Genomic DNA, 16,565 nt, shown 5'->3' with positions numbered 1-16,565 from the left:
TTCGACGAGAGACACATCGCCTGGAGCCGCAGCGCTCCACGGCTCGCTTCGGCCTGGGAAAAGGAAAAACAACAATGACCCGTTCCGCTCCGAACCTGCTGAAATCCGCCTCGCTCGCCCCGGTCCTGCTGGCCGGCCTGCCGTCGCTCGCCGGCGCCGAGGGCTTTATCGAAGACGCCAGCGTCAGCCTCGGCCTGCGCAATCTCTATTTCAATCGCGACTTCCGCCAGCCCGGCGCGGCGCAGTCGAAACAGGAGGAGTGGGCCCAAGGCTTTCTCCTACAGGCGAAGTCCGGCTATACCCAGGGCACCCTGGGCCTCGGCGTCGAGCTGATCGGCCAGCTCGGCCTGAAGCTCGACAGCAGCCCTGATCGTGCTGGCTCCGGGCTGCTGCCACGCCACGCCGACGGACGCGCAGCGGACGACTACGCGCGACTGGGCGTGGCGCCGAAGCTGAAGCTGTCGAATACCGAGCTGAAGCTCGGCGAACTGCTGCCGGAACTGCCAATCCTCCTGCGCAACGACGGCCGCCTGCTGCCACAGACCTTCCAGGGCGGCATGCTGACCTCCAGGGAAATCGCCGGCCTGACCCTGCACGGCGGGCAGATGCGTTCGCTCAGCCAGCGCAACTCCAGCGACCACCAGGACCTCTCGGTGGATGGGCGCGGCGGGGCGTTCTCCGACCGTTTCGACTACCTGGGCGCGGAGTACCGCTTCAATGCCGAGCGCAGCCAGGTCGGGCTGTGGCAGGCGCGACTGCAAGACATCTACCGGCAGGACTACTACAGCTTGAGCCACAAGCAGAGCTTCGGCGGCTGGCGCCTGGGCGCCAGCGTCGGGCTCTTCGACACGCGCGACGAAGGTGCCGCGAAGCTCGGTGATCTGGAGAATCGCGCGCTGACCGGTTTCTTCAGCGCGACCCGCGGCGGCCACAGCCTCGGCGCCGGCTACCAGCGCATGTACGGCGACGACGGGATGCTCTACATCGCCGGCACCAGCACGCCGTTGGTCAACGACATCCAGGTGCGCAACTTCACCAGCGCCGGCGAGCGCTCCTGGCAACTGCGCTACGACTACGACTTCGTCGCCCTGGGCATTCCCGGGCTGACCGCCATGGCCCGCTACGCCAGCGGCGCCCATGCCCGGACGAAGGCGATGGACGACGGCCGCGCCTGGGAACGCGACGTGGACGTCGCCTACGTGATCCAGAGCGGCCCGCTGAAGAACCTTGGCCTGCGTTGGCGCAACGCCATGCTGCGGTCCAACCATGCCGCCGATGTCGACGAGAACCGCCTGATCCTCTCGTATTCCCTGCCGCTGCTCTGAGCGCAGGGCCGTTCTCGCTGCTGCCCGATAACCGGCGATTGGCTGATTGGTTAAAAGGTATTGCCTGGGGTTATCGATGAATGCGCAGAAGTGATTATCCGCGCGGGAGCGGCCTGGCTACAGTCGGCCCAACGCAAGCGGCCATGCCGCCTCCGCGTCGAACAACAACAAGAAGGAAGCCCTCCATGAGCGCCATGAACGACCACGCCAGGCTGCTGTCCTCGGCGATCGCCACCAGCCGCCTGCGGCTCCTGCCTTTCCTGGTCCTGATGTATGTACTGGCTTTCATCGACCGGGCCAACGTCGGTTACGCGCGGGCCTTCCTGCAAGCCGACACCGGCCTCGGCGATGCCGCCTTCGCGTTCGGCGCGAGCATCTTCTTCATCGGCTATGCCTGCTTCGAGGTACCCAGCAACCTGATGCTGCACCGCCTCGGCGCCAGGGTCTGGCTGTGCAGGATCATGGTCACCTGGGGCCTGGTCTCGGCGGCGATGATGTTCGCCGACGACGCCATGACTTTCTATGTCCTGCGCTTCCTGCTGGGCGTCGCCGAGGCGGGCTTCTTCCCCGGCATCATCCTCTACCTCACCTACTGGTTCCCGCAGCGCAGCCGTGCCCAGGCGCTCGGCCTGTTCTATTTCGGCCTGCCGCTGGCGCTGGTGCTGGGCGGTCCGCTGTCCGGCTGGCTGCTGGAGTTCCACGGCATCTTCGGCCTGGCCAACTGGCAGTGGCTGTTCGTCACCGAGGGCCTGCTGGCCTCGCTGGTCGGCATTGCCGCCTACTTCTACCTGGTCGACCGCCCGCGCGATGCCGGCTGGCTGAGCGACGAGCAGAAGCGGGCGCTGGAAGGCGAGCTGGCCGAAGAAGACACCCGCAAACAGGCACGCGGCCCGCACGGCTTCCTCAGCGCCCTGCGCAGCGGCCAGGTGCTGAAGTTCTGCCTGGTCTACTTCACCATCCAGATGAGCGTGTACGGCGTGGTGTTCTACCTGCCGACCCGCATCGCCAGCTTCCTCGACGGCCAGGTCGGCCTGAACGTCGGCCTGATCACCGCGATTCCCTGGGTCTGCGCCCTGGTGGTAACGCGCCTGGTGACCCGCCAGGCCGACCGCAGCGGCCAGCATCGCCAGCTCGCGGTGGCCATGCTGGGCATGGCCGCAGCCGGTATCGCCGCCTCGGCGCTGGCCGGCAACCTGGGCCTGGCGGTGATCGCCTTCTGCTTCGCCGCGTCCGGCTTCGTCTCGGTGCAGCCGCTGTTCTGGACCCTTCCCACCGGCTACCTGAGCGGTGCGGCCGCGGCCAGCGGCATCGCCCTGATCAACTCCCTGGGCAACCTCGGCGGCTTCGTCGCGCCGAACCTCAAGACCCTCATGGAAAGCCAGTTCGCCGACCCGCGCGCCGGCATGTTCGCCCTGGCCGCCGTCGGCCTGCTCGGCGCCTGCCTGCTGGCCCGGCTGAAGACCTCCGGATCGTCGTCCGTCCCGCTGCGAGCGCGGCAGGCCGGCTGACCCACACTACGCACCGATAGGAGCTGCGACATGAAAATCAAATCCGTCCGTACCCGCGTCTTCGAATGGAAGGGCAAGGTCGTCCCGCCGCAGGCGCACTTCTGCACCAATGCCAGCGACATCCTGTTCGAGAAGGGAGACGCCATGGGCTCGTTCCGCTTCCACGGCTGGCTGGTGGTGGAGATCGAGACCGACGACGGCCTCGTCGGCATCGGCAACTGCGCCCTGGCGCCGCGCGTGGCGAAGGAAATCGTCGACCTCTACCTGGCGCCGATCTGCATCGGCGAAGACCCGTTCGACAACGAGTACATCTGGCAGAAGATGTATCGCCGCACCCACGCCTGGGGCCGCAAGGGCATCGGCATGGCAGCCATCTCGGCGGTGGACCTGGCGATCTGGGACATCATGGGCAAGGCGGTGAACAAGCCGGTGTTCAAGCTGCTCGGCGGCCGCACCAAGGAGAAGATCTGGACCTACGCCTCGAAGCTCTACGCCAACGACAACCTCGACGCCTTCCTCGAAGAGGCCCAGGGCTACCTGAACCAGGGCTTCACCGCGCTGAAGATGCGCTTCGGCTATGGCCCCAAGGACGGCCCGACGGGCATGCGCAGGAACATCGAGCAGGTCCGCGCGCTACGCGAACTGGCCGGGCCGGACATCGACATCATGCTCGAATGCTACATGGGCTGGACCCTGGAATACGCCCGGCGGATGCTGCCGAAGCTCGCCGAGTTCGAACCGCGCTGGCTGGAGGAGCCGGTGATCGCCGATGACATCGAGGGCTACGTCGAGCTGAAGAAGATGGGGATCATGCCGATCTCCGGCGGCGAGCACGAATTCACCGGCCACGGCTTCAAGGACCTGCTGGAGCGCCGCGCGGTGGACGTCATACAGTACGACACCAACCGCGTCGGCGGGATCACCGCCGCGCGCAAGATCAACGCCATGGCCGAGGCCTGGTCGGTGCCGGTGATCCCGCACGCCGGACAGTTGCACAACTATCACCTGACCATGGCCAGCACCGCCTCGCCGATGGCCGAGTTCTTCCCGGTGTTCGACGTCGAGGTCGGCAACGAGCTGTTCTACTACGTGTTCAAGGGCGAGCCGCAGCCGGTCGACGGCTATATCCAGCTGGACGACCACAAGCCCGGCCTGGGCCTGGAGATATCCGAAGAGCACCTCAAGGATTTCATCATCATCGAGTGATAGTCGGAGCCCACAGGAGGAGCCGAGATGCGGCTGATTCAATTCGAGGACCGGGCAGGGCAGCGCCGGGTCGGCGTCGTCGAAGGCGCCGGGATACAGGTGCTGCGCGGCGTGCGCAGCACGCGCGAACTGGGGCTGGCGGCGATTCGCGCGGGCAGCGGCCTGCAAGACGAGGTGCTGCGCCGAGGCAGCGAGCCAGGCCCGGACTATGCCGGGTTGCTGGAGGAGGGAAGGGTGCTGCCGCCGCTGGATCATGACGACCCGGCCCATTGCCTGGTCAGCGGCACCGGCCTGACCCACCTGGGCAGCGCCGCGACGCGCGACCGCATGCACCAGCAGAACCAGGGCGACGAGACCGCGCTGACCGACACCATGCGCATCTTCAGGTGGGGCCTGGAGGGCGGCAAGCCACCGGCGGGCCAGGTCGGCGCGCAGCCCGAATGGTTCTACAAGGGCGACGGCGGCATCGTCGTGCGCCCCGGCGCGGACTTCCCGCTACCGGCCTTCGCCGAGGACGCCGGCGAGGAACCGGAGCTGGTCGGGCTCTACCTGATCGGCGATGACCGCCGGCCTTACCGGCTCGGCTACGCCCTGGGCAACGAGTTCTCCGACCACCTGATGGAGCGCCGCAACTACCTGTACCTGGCGCATTCCAAGCTACGCGCCTGCTGCTACGGGCCGGAGCTGCGAGTCGGCGAACTGCCGCGCCACCTGCAGGGCGAGAGCCGGATCCTGCGCGACGGCGAAGTGCTCTGGCAGCAGGCGTTCCTTTCCGGCGAGGACAACATGTGCCACAGCCTGGAGAACCTCGAGTACCACCATTTCAAGTACGCGCAGTTCCTCCGTCCGGGCGACGTCCACGTGCATTACTTCGGTACCGCCACGCTGTCCTTCGCCGACGGGATCAAGGCTGCTCCGGGGGATGTCTTCGAGATCGCCATGGCCGAGTTCGGCGCGCCGCTGCGCAATGGCATCGCCGCCGTCGAGACCGCACTGACGCCGGGGCGGGTGGTAGCGCTCTGAAGCCCCACCGCCGTGCATAGGCCGGAGCTCCACGAGAGACCCGCGGCACGGTTTCCTTCATTCCTGCGGAGCCTTGGCTCCAACCCCGCCGGCCATCCCCGGCGGGGCTTCCCCTGTATGAGGTCGACATGACAGCCATCCTCGGACACAACTTCATCGGCGGCGCCCGCAGCGCGGCCGGCACGCTCTTCCTGCAAAGCCTCGACGCCGCCAGCGGTGAGGCGCTGCCGTACCGCTTCGTGCAAGCCACCCCGGAAGAAGTGGACGCCGCCGCCGAAGCCGCCGCCAGCGCCTACCCGCACTACCGGCAACTGCCGGCCAGCCGCCGCGCGGAATTCCTCGATACCATCGCCGCCGAACTCGACGCGCTGGACGATGATTTCGTCGCCATCGTCTGCCGTGAAACCGCGCTACCGGCCACGCGCATCCAGGGCGAACGCAGCCGCACCAGCGGCCAGCTGCGCCTGTTCGCCGAAGTCCTGCGGCGCGGCGACTTCCATGGCGCGCGCATCGACCGCGCCCGGCCCGAACGCAAGCCGCTGCCACGCGTCGACCTGCGCCAGTGCCGGATCGGCCTCGGCCCGGTGGCGGTGTTCGGCGCGAGCAACTTCCCCCTGGCGTTCTCCACCGCCGGCGGCGATACCGCCGCGGCCCTGGCCGCCGGCTGCCCGGTGGTGTTCAAGGCGCACAGCGGACACATGGCCACCGCCGAACGGGTCGCCGCGGCGATCCTCCGCGCGGCCGAGCGCACCGGCATGCCGGCGGGCGTGTTCAACATGATCTACGGCGGCGGAGTAGGGGAGCGGCTGGTACGCCACCCCGCGATCCAGGCGGTCGGCTTCACCGGTTCGCTGAAGGGCGGCCGCGCCCTCTGCGACATGGCGGCCGCCCGGGCGCAGCCGATCCCGGTGTTCGCCGAGATGAGCAGCATCAACCCGGTGGTGCTGCTGCCGGCGGCGCTGAAGAAGCGCGGCGAGGCCGTGGCCGACGAACTGAGTGCCTCGGTGGTGCTCGGCTGCGGCCAGTTCTGTACCAATCCCGGGCTGGTCATCGGCATCCGCTCTGCGCAATTCTCGGCGTTCCTCGAACGCTTCGCCGCCCGCATGGACGACCAGCCGGCGCAGACCATGCTCAACACCGGCACGCTGGCCAGCTATGAAAAAGGCCTGGCGGCGCTGCACGCCCACCCGCGCGTCCGCCATCTCGCCGGGCAACCGCAGGAGGGCCGCCAGGCCCGGCCGCAACTGTTCCAGGCGGACGTCAGCCTGCTGCTGGAGGGCGACGAGTTGCTGCAGGAAGAAGTCTTCGGCCCGGCCAGCGTGGTCGTCGAGGTCGCCGACCACGCCGAACTGAAGCGCGCGCTGCATGGGCTGCACGGGCAGCTCACCGCGACCCTGATCGCCGAAGCGGAAGACCTGGCGTCCTTCGCCGACCTGGTACCGCTCCTGGAACAGAAGGCAGGACGCCTGCTGCTCAACGGCTACCCGACCGGCGTGGAAGTCTGCGACGCGATGGTCCACGGCGGCCCGTACCCGGCCACTTCGGACGCCCGCGGCACCTCGGTGGGCACCCTGGCCATCGACCGTTTCCTGCGCCCGGTGTGCTACCAGAACTACCCGGACGCGTGGCTGCCGGAAGCGCTGAAGGATGGCAACCCATTGGGGATTGCGCGGTTGGTGGACGGGGTTGGGACGCGGGCGGCGATTGACTGAAAGAGGAACCGGGCAAAGACGAGGTTCGGAGGATATCGGAGCCTCAGAGGTGTGCAGCAGGACACTGGAGGAGCCCCGGAAGAGGCCCGCCGGTGTTCCTGCCTGTAAAGCGAGTATCGATCCAGGGCTACCCGAGTGCTCCTATCGTCCCATGCCTGGACGCGGAAAAGCCGCTTCTCGGTGTCGAGGGATTCTCGGCCGATACCGCCACTTGCATCGGCATGAGACAGGAGGCGCGCCACAATCTCTCCGGGGGTCCTTCCTTCCGTGGCGAATGCCATGATGCCTCCCTGGCAGGATCGCCGCTTGGCTCCGTATAGCGCGATGGAGAAAAACACATGAGACAATATTGACTCATGTGAACTATATAAGCATCATGCGATCCCAGCGCTCGATCATCGTCCAAGCGGCATGAATAGCGAGTCCGGCCCAGCCTGGCCAGATCGAGCCGAGCGGACAACTGATGCGCGTGAGTGGCCGAACCCATGCCATCGCTGTAACGCCCCGGACAGAATCGTCTTCCGACGGCAGCCTCCCCCGACAGGTGGTTTCCCCGTGCCCATTCCCTGCCGGGCAAGGCACAGGTTGGCCGCCGCGCTGGACGACGACAAACCATCACCGTCCCGGCAGAGATCCTGGAGAACGACAATGCGTGCGATCGATGCCGGCATTCTGGTCTGCGGCGAGTGCCACCAGTTGAATCGCGCCGACGGGAACGAGCATCCGCGTTGCAGTCGCTGCGGCGCGAAGCTGCATCCTCGGCGGCCGAACAGCATTGCCCGTACCTGGGCGTTGCTGATCTCGGCGATGATTCTCTACGTTCCCGCCAACCTGTTGCCGATCATGACCGTCAACATGCTCGGCAAGGGCTCCCCGGCGACCATCATGGGCGGGGTCGTGACCCTGATCCAGGCCGACATGTTTCCCATCGCCCTGGTGGTGTTCGTCGCCAGTATCGTCGTCCCCACCTTCAAGCTGGTCGGCATCGCCCTGCTGCTCTATTCGGTGCAGCGGCACCAGCCGATGTCGGCCCGCCAGCGAATCATGATGTACCGCTTCATCGAATGGGTCGGGCGCTGGTCGATGCTCGATATCTTCGTCATCGCCATCCTCGTGGCGCTGGTCAATTTCGGCAACCTGGCGAGCATCGAGGCCAATCTCGGCGCCGCCGCCTTCGCCAGCGTGGTGGTGCTCACCATGCTCGCCGCCGTGACGTTCGACCCCCGGCTTATCTGGGACAACACCAATCTGGACGACGAGAATGAGTGATTTGCCAAGCCCGAAGAAACACAAGACCTCGAACTGGTCGGCGATCTGGGTGCTGCCGCTGGTGGCCCTGGCTATCGGGGCCTGGCTGGGCTGGCGCGCCTACGACCAGGCAGGGGTGCTGATCCAGGTGCGCTTCGAGAGCAGCGATGGCATCCAGGCGAAGAAGACCGAGGTGCTGTACAAGGGCATCGCGGTCGGCAAGGTCGTCGCGCTGGATGTCAGCGAAGATATCAAGGGCGTGGTGGCCACCATCGAAATGGACAAGGAGGCGCGCCAGTACCTGAGCAAGGGTACCCGCTTCTGGCTGGTCAAGCCGCGGGTTTCCCTGGCTGGCGTCACCGGCCTGGAAACCCTGGTATCCGGCGTCTACATCGCGGTCGATCCGGTGAAGGGCGAGAAGGAAGAACGCAACTTCACCGCGCTGAAGCAGCCGCCCCCCCTTTCCGACAGGCTGCCCGGCCTGCACCTGACCCTCAAGGCCGATCGCCTGGGCTCCCTAGAGCAGGGCAGCCCGGTGTTCTACCGGCAGATCCAGGTCGGCCAGGTGAAGAGCTTCCAGTTGGGCGATGACCAGAGGACCATCGAGATCAAGGTGCACATCGAGCCGGCCTACGCCGACCTGGTGCGCAAGCACACGCGATTCTGGAACGCCAGCGGCATCTCCATTTCCGGCGGCCTGTCCGGCTTCAAGGTGCGTAGCGAATCGTTGCTGACCCTGGCGGCCGGCGGCATCGCTTTCGCTACTTCCGATAGTCGAGGCGACAGCCCGCCGACCGATCCGAGCAAGCCGTTCCGTCTGTACGACGACTACGACGCGGCCCAGGCCGGTCTGCGCGTGAAGCTGAAGATGAACGACGTCAGCGGCATCGATCCGGGCCGCACCCCGGTGATGTTCAACGGCGTGCAGGTCGGCCTGGTCAAGTCGATCGACATGGACAAGGACTACAGCAGCGCCACTGCCGACCTGGCGATGGATCCGCGGGTCGAGGACATGCTGCTGGAAGGCACCGAGTTCTGGACCGTCAAGCCAAGCATCTCCCTGGCCGGCATCACCGGCCTCGAGGCCCTGGTGAAAGGTAACTATATCGACGTGCGCTTCGCCAAGAGCGGCGCGCCGAGTCGCGAGTTCACCATCCGCCCGAAAGCGCCGCCGCTGAACACCGACGCGCCCGGCCTGCACCTGGTGCTGACCAGCGACAAGCTCGGCTCGATCGATATCGGCGCGCCGATCCTCTACCGCCAGGTCCGCGTCGGCAGCGTGCAGAGCTACCAGCTGTCGCGCGACCGCCAGCGAGTGGTGGTGGGTGTGCACATCGAGCCGGAGTACGCGCACCTGGTGAATACCTCGACGCGCTTCTGGAACTCCAGCGGGATCACCCTGACCGGCAACCTCAGCGGCGTGCAGGTGAAGAGCGAGTCGCTGCAGACCCTGATCACCGGCGGGATTTCCTTCGACACCCTCGATCCGAAGGCGCCGACCGTGACCAAGGTGCGTCGCTTCACCCTCTTCGACAGCGAGGAGGCGGCGATGGCCCGTGGCGTGGAAATCCAGCTGAGCATCGACAATGCCGACGGCCTGCGCGAAGGCACGCCGATCCGCTTCAAGGGCCTGGACATCGGCAAGATCGAAAGCGTCGAGCTGAACCCGGACCTCTCCGGGGTACTGATGAAGGCCCGCCTGACTTCCGCCGGCGAGCGCGTCGCCCGCAGCGGAACCCGCTTCTGGGTGGTGCGTCCGGCGCTCGGCCTGCTGCGTACCGAGAACCTCGGAACCCTGGTCAGCGGCCCCTATATCGAGGCGCTGCCGTCGAGCACGCCGGGCGAGCGCCAGGCACGCTTCCAGACTCTCGCCGAAGCACCCAACCTGCTGGGTCGGGAAAACGGCCTGCGGCTGACCCTCAGTGCGCCGCGCAAGGGCTCGATCAAGCCGGGCAACCTGGTGACCTACCGGCAGATCCCGGTGGGCAAGGTCGTCGACCTGGCCTTGGGCGAACAGGCCGACCGGGTGCTGATCAGCATCCTCATCGAACCGCGCTACGTACCGCTGGTGCGTACCGGCAGCCGTTTCTGGAATGCCAGCGGCTTCGGCGTCGACGCCAGCCTGTTCAAGGGCCTGTCGCTACGCACCGAGTCGATGGAGGCGCTGATGGAGGGCGGCATTGCCTTCGCCACCCCGAACAATGCGCAGATGGGCGAGCCCGCCAAGCCGGGGCAGACCTTCGCCCTGTTCGATTCGGCCAATGACGAATGGCTGGAGTGGGCGCCCAGGATCGCCCTGAGGAACGGGGCCCGTTGATGTCGCATCGCACCGCGGCAGCATGAATCCATTCGATCAACCCAGAAGGAGAACGCCGATGTCCAGGCGTTTGCTTTTCGTGGCCACCCTGGTCGCGACCCTTTCCCTTGCCGCTCATGCCGACGAACCCCTGCCATCGGTCGAGCAGGTGATGAACGAGCACAAGGAAAAGATCAGGAACCAGCTGGAAACCATCAACTACAAGCGCAAACGGATGGTCGAGGCAAACATGGCGCTGGACGGCACCGAAGCCGAGACGTTCTGGCCGATCTATTCACGCTACCGAGGCGAGACGGACAGCCTGCACAAGGAGACATTCCAGCTCCTGCTCGAATATGCCCGCGCCTATGGTTCCGGCAGCATTACCGACGCGGAAGCTTCGAGGATGGTCGACCTCTATCGGGGATTGCAGGAGAAACAGCTGGCCGTGCTGCACCGGTACGTGCAGGAAGTGGCCGAGAAGATGTCACCTCGGCGGGCCATGCGCTTCCTGCAGATCGAAGCGCAGCTGGACGCGCTGGAGGCGTTGCAGATCGGCAAGCAGGTTCCGCTGATCAATTGAGTTTCACGGCACCGGCCGCGTCCATGCCTGGGCGAGTTCCGCATCGCCCAGGCGCATCGTTTTGCTCAGCGTGCCGAGCGAAGCCGCCGCCACAGCGTGGTCCGGCTGATCCCGAGCCGACGCGCAGCCTCGTCAAGGCTGCCCTGGCAGCTGTCCAGGGTCTCCTGTATGTAGCGCAACTGCGCGGTTTTGCCGATGGCGTGCAAATCCTTTGTGCGCGATGGCTCTTTCCGGGACCTGGGCTGAGGCTGGCCTTCGAATAGCTCGGGCAGCACGCGAGCCAGGTAATGCTCATCCACGCCGTGCTCATGGAAGATTTCGCTGGCGGAGAGCATCGCCCGTTCGATGACATTCTCCAGTTCCCTGACGTTTCCGGGCCAGGAATGGCGGACGAGGTAGGGTAGCAGGAGCGTCGTTATGCCTGCGGCACCCGGTGGCTGGCCCTGGACCAGCAGGCGCTGGCTGATTCCCTGGCAAATCAGAGGAATGTCCTCGGGCCGCTCGCGCAGGGGCGTGGTCTGCAAGCGCAGGATATTCAGCCGGTAATACAGGTCGGTGCGAAACTCGCGATCCTTCATGGCGGCCCCCAGGTCCTTGTGGGTGGCGGCGACGATGCGCACGTCGATGGAGATCGGCTCGGTGCCGCCCAGGCGCAAGACCTCTCGCTCCTGCAATACACGAAGGAGGCGAGTCTGCAGCGACACAGGCATGTCGCCGATCTCGTCGAGGAACAGCGTGCCACGGTGAGCCGCCTCGAACAGGCCGGGCTTGCCGCCTTTGCGCGAACCGCTGAAGGCGCCTTCCTCGTAGCCGAACAGTTCGCTTTCCAGTAGCGACTCGGGAAACGCCGCGCAGTTGATGGCGACGAAAGGCCCGTGCCGGCGAGGGCTCTCGTTATGGATCCCTTGGGCGAGCAGTTCCTTGCCGGTGCCGCTTTCGCCAGTGATCAGGATGGTCGAATGGCTGGCGGCAAAGCGCTTGGCCAGCTGCAACATCTCACGGTTGGCCTTGCTCGCGCCGTTGAGTTGTTCGAGCCGGTAACGCGCGGTGAAGGCACCTGGACGGCGAGTGGAGCGGATGCGTTGATCCGCGCGCTGCACGGCGGTGATGTCCTGGCAGGTGAGCACCAGGCCGGTACGCTCGCCATTCTCCAGGATCGGCAGGAGATTGCTGACCACGGCGTGCGAGCCCAGCCGGATCACCCGGTTTTCCTCGCCACCGCCATCCTCTAGCGCCTGCTGCAGGTCAAGCTCCGGGCATAGCTGCTGTAACGGTCGCCCCAGAGCCGAGCTGACCGGCAACTCCAGCAACTGGGCAAGGGCAGGGTTGAGCGATTGCACCACACCCTGGTTGTCGACCGCTGCCACACCGCTTGGAATGTGTTGCAGCACCGCGTCCAGATGCCGCCGCTTGGCGATCTCCAGGCGCTGGCTGTCGAGGACTCCCATGGCTTCCTCGAGCGCCTTGCGCGCAGTGTCTTCGCTCAGCGACAGCACGCCGTGCAGGCCTGCCTGTTCCGCCAGCTCCACCACCGTCGACGAACCGATGATGCTGCGGCAACCCAGGCGGGATACCTCCAGGACAGCCTGGCGAGCCTCTTCCAGGGTGGTGTAGGCGACCTGGTGAACCTGCACCGTGAACAGCGTTCGCATGGCTTGCAGGTCCCGGTCGATGCGGTTGTAGCTGAGCAGGGCGACATGGGAGGAGTGTTCGCGGGCTTGCTCCAGCGCACGCAACAGGTCTCCGCCGCCAACGCGCATCGTCAGAACCGGACGTGCCAGGTGTCTACGCAGGTAGGCGGCAGTGGCGCCAGCACAGACGAACACGTCGGCCTTGCCGCGCTGTTCGAGATCGCGGGCGGTTTGCAGGGCTTTGGATACCGAGGTGTCGAGCACCTCGATATGGACGTCCGGGTAGCCCGCCGCCAGGCCGGCCACCAGGCTGGCGAGGCGACTGCGCTGCCGAGGTCGTTGAAGGTGACTGACCAGCACGACGACCTGGGAAAGGGGAGGACGCATGTCGAGACCTGTTCAGAATTGAATTGTTTCGATACTGAATCAGTTCGTTGCAAAAGTGAAACCCGGATTGCTTCGTCGAGCGCCATGGAAAAACCTGGCGCCAGAGAGCGCGCGGGTTACAGGCATATCCCGAAAATTGGCCCAGGCGTTGCTAAAGCTGTCTGACAACATGACTACAGGCAGGCCCTACAACCCCATGAGCACTCCTCCTACGACCGTACGGGACGGCGAGACATTCGTGGCCCCGGACGACCAGCCACTGGTCGAGTTCATCCGCGAGCACGCCGCAGCGAAGCGGGTGGTCATCCAGGCACGCCAGCGCCTGAGCGGCGGCGCCATCCAGGAAAACTGGCTGCTGGACCTGCTGATCGAAGGCGGCCCCTGGGCTGGCGCCCGGCGTTGGGTGCTGCGCAGCGATGCGCTTTCCGCGCTACCCGCCAGCCTTGACCGCGAACAGGAGTTCGCGGTGCTGCAAGTGGTTCATCAGGCCGGTGTGAAAGTACCGCGCCCGCTGTGGCTGTGCCGCGATATGCGCGTGCATGGGCGGGTGTTCTTCCTGATGGAGTACGTGCCGGGTGTCGCCGCCGGTCGCTTGCTCAGCGCTGGCGCCGGCACCCAGGGCCGGGCGCAGCTGGCGGCGCAGCTTGGCGCCAACCTGGCGCGCCTGCATCAGGTTCGCCCGCCGTGCGCCGCGCTGGATTTCCTGCCGATGCCAACCCGCTCACCGGCCTTGGCGACCATCGACGCCTATCGCCACTACCTCGACACCCTCGCCGATGCCTATCCGGTGCTGGAGTGGGGCCTGCGCTGGTGCGAGCTGCACGCACCGCGCAACAGCATCCTGTGTCTGTTGCACCGTGACTACCGCACCGGCAACTACCTGGCCAGCGAACAGGGACTCGAAGCCGTACTCGACTGGGAGTTCACCGGCTGGGGCGACCCTTGCGAGGACCTAGGCTGGTTCACCGCCCGCTGCTGGCGCTTCACCCGCCCAGACCTCGAGGCCGGCGGTATCGGCCAACTGGAGGACTTCCTGGGGGGCTACCACGAGGTGTCTCCGCTGCGTATCGAGCGCAGCCAACTGCACTACTGGCAGGTCATGGCCACCCTGCGCTGGGCGGTGATCGCCCTGCAGCAAGGCCAGCGCCACCTGTCCGGCGAAGAGCCGTCCATTGAGCTGGCACTGACCGCACGACTACTGCCGGAGCTTGAGCTCGACATCCTGCACATGACCGGAGCCGAAGCGCCATGACCCAGCCCGATGCCCATGAACTGCTCGACATCGCTCGCTCGACGCTTCTGGAGCAACTGCTGCCAGCGCTGCCCGGCGAGCTGCGTTACCCGGCCCTGATGATCGCCAATGCCATGGCCATCGCAGCCCGCGAAAGCCGCCTGGGGGCTCTGGCCGAGGACCAGGAGCGGACACGTCTGGCCGCCTTGGTCGACGAGGCGCCCGCAGCCTTGCCCGACCTGCGCCGCCAACTGGCACGGGCCATTCGCCTGGGCAGCCATGACGCCCCGCAAAACCATAGAACCCTGGTCGAGACATTGCGCCAGGTCACCCTCGCCCGATTGGCCATCAGCAATCCCAAGGCCTTGCCCTGAACGGCGTCAGCCATCTCATTCCCGACAGACAAGCACCCAGAAGGACAACCATGAACTTCACCCTCCCGGACGAACTGCTCGCCTTGCAGGCCAAGACCCGAGACTTCATCGCCGAACAGGTCATCCCGCTCGAGAACGACCCCCGCCAGGACAGCCACGGCCCCAGCGACGCCCTGCGCCAGGACCTGGTGGCCCGCGCCCGCGCCGCCGGCTTGCTGACGCCCCACGCCAGCCGCGAAATGGGTGGCCTGGCGCTGAGCCACGTGGCCAAGGCGATCGTCTTCGAAGAGGCCGGCTACTCGCCGCTGGGCCCGGTGGCGCTGAACATCCATGCCCCGGACGAAGGCAACATCCACCTGATGGACGTGGTCGCCACCGAGGCGCAGAAAGACCGCTGGTTGCGCCCGCTGGTCCAGGGCCATGCCCGTTCCTGCTTCGCCATGACCGAGCCTGCGCCAGGCTCCGGCTCGGACCCCTCGATGCTGCGCACCACCGCCACCCGCGATGGCGACGACTACCTGATCAATGGCCGCAAGTGGCTGATCACCGGCGCAGAAGGCGCCGACTTCGGCATCATCATGGCGCGCATGGAGGATGGTACGGCGACCATGTTCCTGACCGACATGAAACGCGACGGCATCATCCATGAGCGTCAGCTGGACTCGCTGGACAGCTGCTTCACCGGTGGCCACGGGCAGCTGCGTTTCGACAACCTGCGTATTCCGGCGAGCGATGTGCTCGGCGAGATCGGCAAGGGGTTCCGGTATGCCCAGGTGCGCCTGGCGCCGGCGCGGCTCACCCACTGCATGCGCTGGCTGGGCGCCGCGCGTCGCGCCCACGACATCGCCTGCGACTATGCGCGCACCCGCGACGCCTTCGGCAAGCCGCTGGGCGAGCACCAGGGTGTGGGCTTCATGCTGGCCGACAACATGATGGACCTGCACGTGGTGCGCCTGGCGGTGTGGCACTGCGCCTGGGTGCTCGACCAGGGCCGGCGGGCCAATGTCGACTCCAGCATGGCCAAGGTGATCAGCGCCGAGGCGTTGTGGCGGGTGGTCGATCGTTGCGTCCAGGTACTGGGCGGGCGCGGGGTGACCGGAGACACCGTGGTGGAGCGGATCTTCCGCGACATTCGCCCGTTCCGCATCTATGACGGCCCGAGCGAGGTGCACCGCATGAGCCTGGCGAAGAAACTGCTCGACCAGCGCCTGGAGGCCCGCTGATGCAGCCGAACCTGACCCGACTGTTCGCCCTCGACGGGCGCCGCGCCCTGTTGACCGGAGCCTCCAGCGGCCTGGGCCGCCACTTCGCCATGACCCTGGCCGCCGCAGGCGCCGAGGTGGTGGTGACTGCCAGGCGCCAGGCGCCGCTGCAGGCACTGGTGGAGGCCATCGAGGTGGCGGGAGGGCGGGCGCAGGCCTTTGCCCTCGATGTGACCTGCCGTGAGGATATCTGCCGGGTGCTCGATGCCGCCGGCCCGCTGGATGTGCTGGTCAACAATGCGGGGGTGAGCGACAGCCAGCCCTTGCTGGCCTGCGACGATCAAAGCTGGGACCGCGTGCTCGACACCAACCTCAAGGGCGCCTGGGCGGTGGCCCAGGAAAGCGCCAGGCGCATGGTCGCGGCGGGGAAGGGCGGCAGCCTGATCAATGTCACTTCGATCCTCGCCAGCCGTGTGGCCGGCGCCGTCGGCCCCTACCTGGCGGCCAAGGCCGGCCTGGCCCACCTGACCCGCGCCATGGCGCTGGAGTTGGCGCGCCATGGCATCCGGGTGAACGCCCTGGCGCCCGGCTACGTGATGACCGACCTGAACGAGGCCTTCCTGGCCAGCGAGGCCGGCGACAAGTTGCGCTCGCGTATCCCCAGCCGCCGCTTCAGCGTGCCGGCGGACCTGGACGGCGCCTTGCTGCTGCTCGCCAGCGATGCCGGGCGGGCCATGAGCGGCGCCGAGATCGTGGTCGATGGCGGCCACCTGTGCAGCAGCCTGTAACGCGCCCTGGCGCAATAACAACAAGAACAGGAGGTATGTATGTGCGTGCAA

At 66.6% G+C, this 16,565-nt stretch carries 13 protein-coding genes; 12 read left to right on the top strand and 1 reads right to left on the bottom strand.

The window, feature by feature from the left end; translation table 11 throughout:
- Positions 1-74: 74 nt before the first annotated feature.
- From LJF27_RS23345 to LJF27_RS23310, 8 genes are all read left to right on the top strand, one after another.
- Complete coding sequence (locus LJF27_RS23345; protein WP_009876399.1) at positions 75-1,325, top strand: OprD family porin; 1,251 nt, start codon at positions 75-77, stop codon at positions 1,323-1,325.
- Positions 1,326-1,510: 185 nt separating this feature from the next.
- The gene (locus LJF27_RS23340) at positions 1,511-2,833 is read left to right on the top strand and encodes an MFS transporter (RefSeq protein ID WP_003113702.1); all 1,323 of its coding nucleotides are present in this window, start codon (positions 1,511-1,513) and stop codon (positions 2,831-2,833) included.
- Between the two features lie 30 nt (positions 2,834-2,863).
- Complete coding sequence (locus tag LJF27_RS23335) at positions 2,864-4,039, top strand: L-lyxonate dehydratase (RefSeq protein ID WP_003113703.1); 1,176 nt, start codon at positions 2,864-2,866, stop codon at positions 4,037-4,039.
- 27 nt (positions 4,040-4,066) lie between these two features.
- A complete protein-coding gene (gene araD1 / locus LJF27_RS23330) occupies positions 4,067-5,062 on the top strand; it encodes an AraD1 family protein (RefSeq protein ID WP_003123447.1) in 996 nt (331 codons plus the stop codon).
- A gap of 128 nt (positions 5,063-5,190) precedes the next feature.
- A complete protein-coding gene (locus LJF27_RS23325) occupies positions 5,191-6,774 on the top strand; it encodes an aldehyde dehydrogenase (NADP(+)) (protein WP_023103182.1) in 1,584 nt (527 codons plus the stop codon).
- A gap of 648 nt (positions 6,775-7,422) precedes the next feature.
- A complete protein-coding gene (locus LJF27_RS23320; protein WP_003089139.1) occupies positions 7,423-8,043 on the top strand; it encodes a paraquat-inducible protein A in 621 nt (206 codons plus the stop codon).
- Entirely contained in the window at positions 8,036-10,339 is a 2,304-nt protein-coding gene (locus LJF27_RS23315) for a PqiB family protein (RefSeq protein WP_019726172.1), read from the top strand. The genes LJF27_RS23320 and LJF27_RS23315 overlap by 8 nt, the downstream gene beginning before the upstream one ends.
- Positions 10,340-10,418: 79 nt before the next feature.
- Positions 10,419-10,901: a transcriptional regulator gene (locus LJF27_RS23310; protein WP_223309047.1), complete on the top strand. Its 483-nt coding sequence runs from the start codon at positions 10,419-10,421 to the stop codon at positions 10,899-10,901.
- 65 nt (positions 10,902-10,966) lie between these two features.
- Here LJF27_RS23310 and LJF27_RS23305 read toward each other — a convergent pair whose 3' ends face one another.
- Positions 10,967-12,919 carry a sigma-54-dependent Fis family transcriptional regulator gene (locus LJF27_RS23305; RefSeq protein ID WP_023116559.1) on the bottom strand — a complete coding sequence of 651 codons (1,953 nt, stop codon included), beginning with the start codon at positions 12,917-12,919 and terminating at the stop codon, positions 10,967-10,969.
- 238 nt (positions 12,920-13,157) lie between these two features.
- On the opposite strand from LJF27_RS23305, the gene LJF27_RS23300 reads away from it, so the two are divergent.
- Genes LJF27_RS23300 through LJF27_RS23285 form a run of 4 tightly spaced genes read left to right on the top strand, consistent with a single transcriptional unit; the run spans position 13,158 to position 16,514 of the window.
- Positions 13,158-14,171, top strand: coding sequence for a phosphotransferase family protein (locus LJF27_RS23300; RefSeq protein ID WP_003158809.1), 1,014 nt, complete (start codon positions 13,158-13,160; stop codon positions 14,169-14,171).
- Positions 14,168-14,524, top strand: a complete 357-nt coding sequence (locus LJF27_RS23295; protein WP_003089151.1) for a DUF6285 domain-containing protein — start codon at positions 14,168-14,170, stop codon at positions 14,522-14,524. Before LJF27_RS23300 ends, LJF27_RS23295 begins: the two co-directional genes overlap by 4 nt.
- 50 nt (positions 14,525-14,574) lie before the next feature.
- Positions 14,575-15,747 (top strand): acyl-CoA dehydrogenase family protein, encoded by a 1,173-nt coding sequence (locus tag LJF27_RS23290; protein ID WP_010794173.1) that lies wholly within the window; start codon positions 14,575-14,577, stop codon positions 15,745-15,747.
- The gene (locus LJF27_RS23285; RefSeq protein WP_023116558.1) at positions 15,747-16,514 is read left to right on the top strand and encodes an SDR family NAD(P)-dependent oxidoreductase; all 768 of its coding nucleotides are present in this window, start codon (positions 15,747-15,749) and stop codon (positions 16,512-16,514) included. Before LJF27_RS23290 ends, LJF27_RS23285 begins: the two co-directional genes overlap by 1 nt.
- The last annotated feature ends 51 nt before the right edge of the window (positions 16,515-16,565 follow it).

It is taken from the genome of Pseudomonas sp. 203-8 (assembly GCF_020708595.1).
Classification (GTDB): domain Bacteria; phylum Pseudomonadota; class Gammaproteobacteria; order Pseudomonadales; family Pseudomonadaceae; genus Pseudomonas; species Pseudomonas aeruginosa.
Note: the sequence above shows the minus strand (reverse complement) of the source record. Positions and strands in the feature narration are given on the sequence as shown.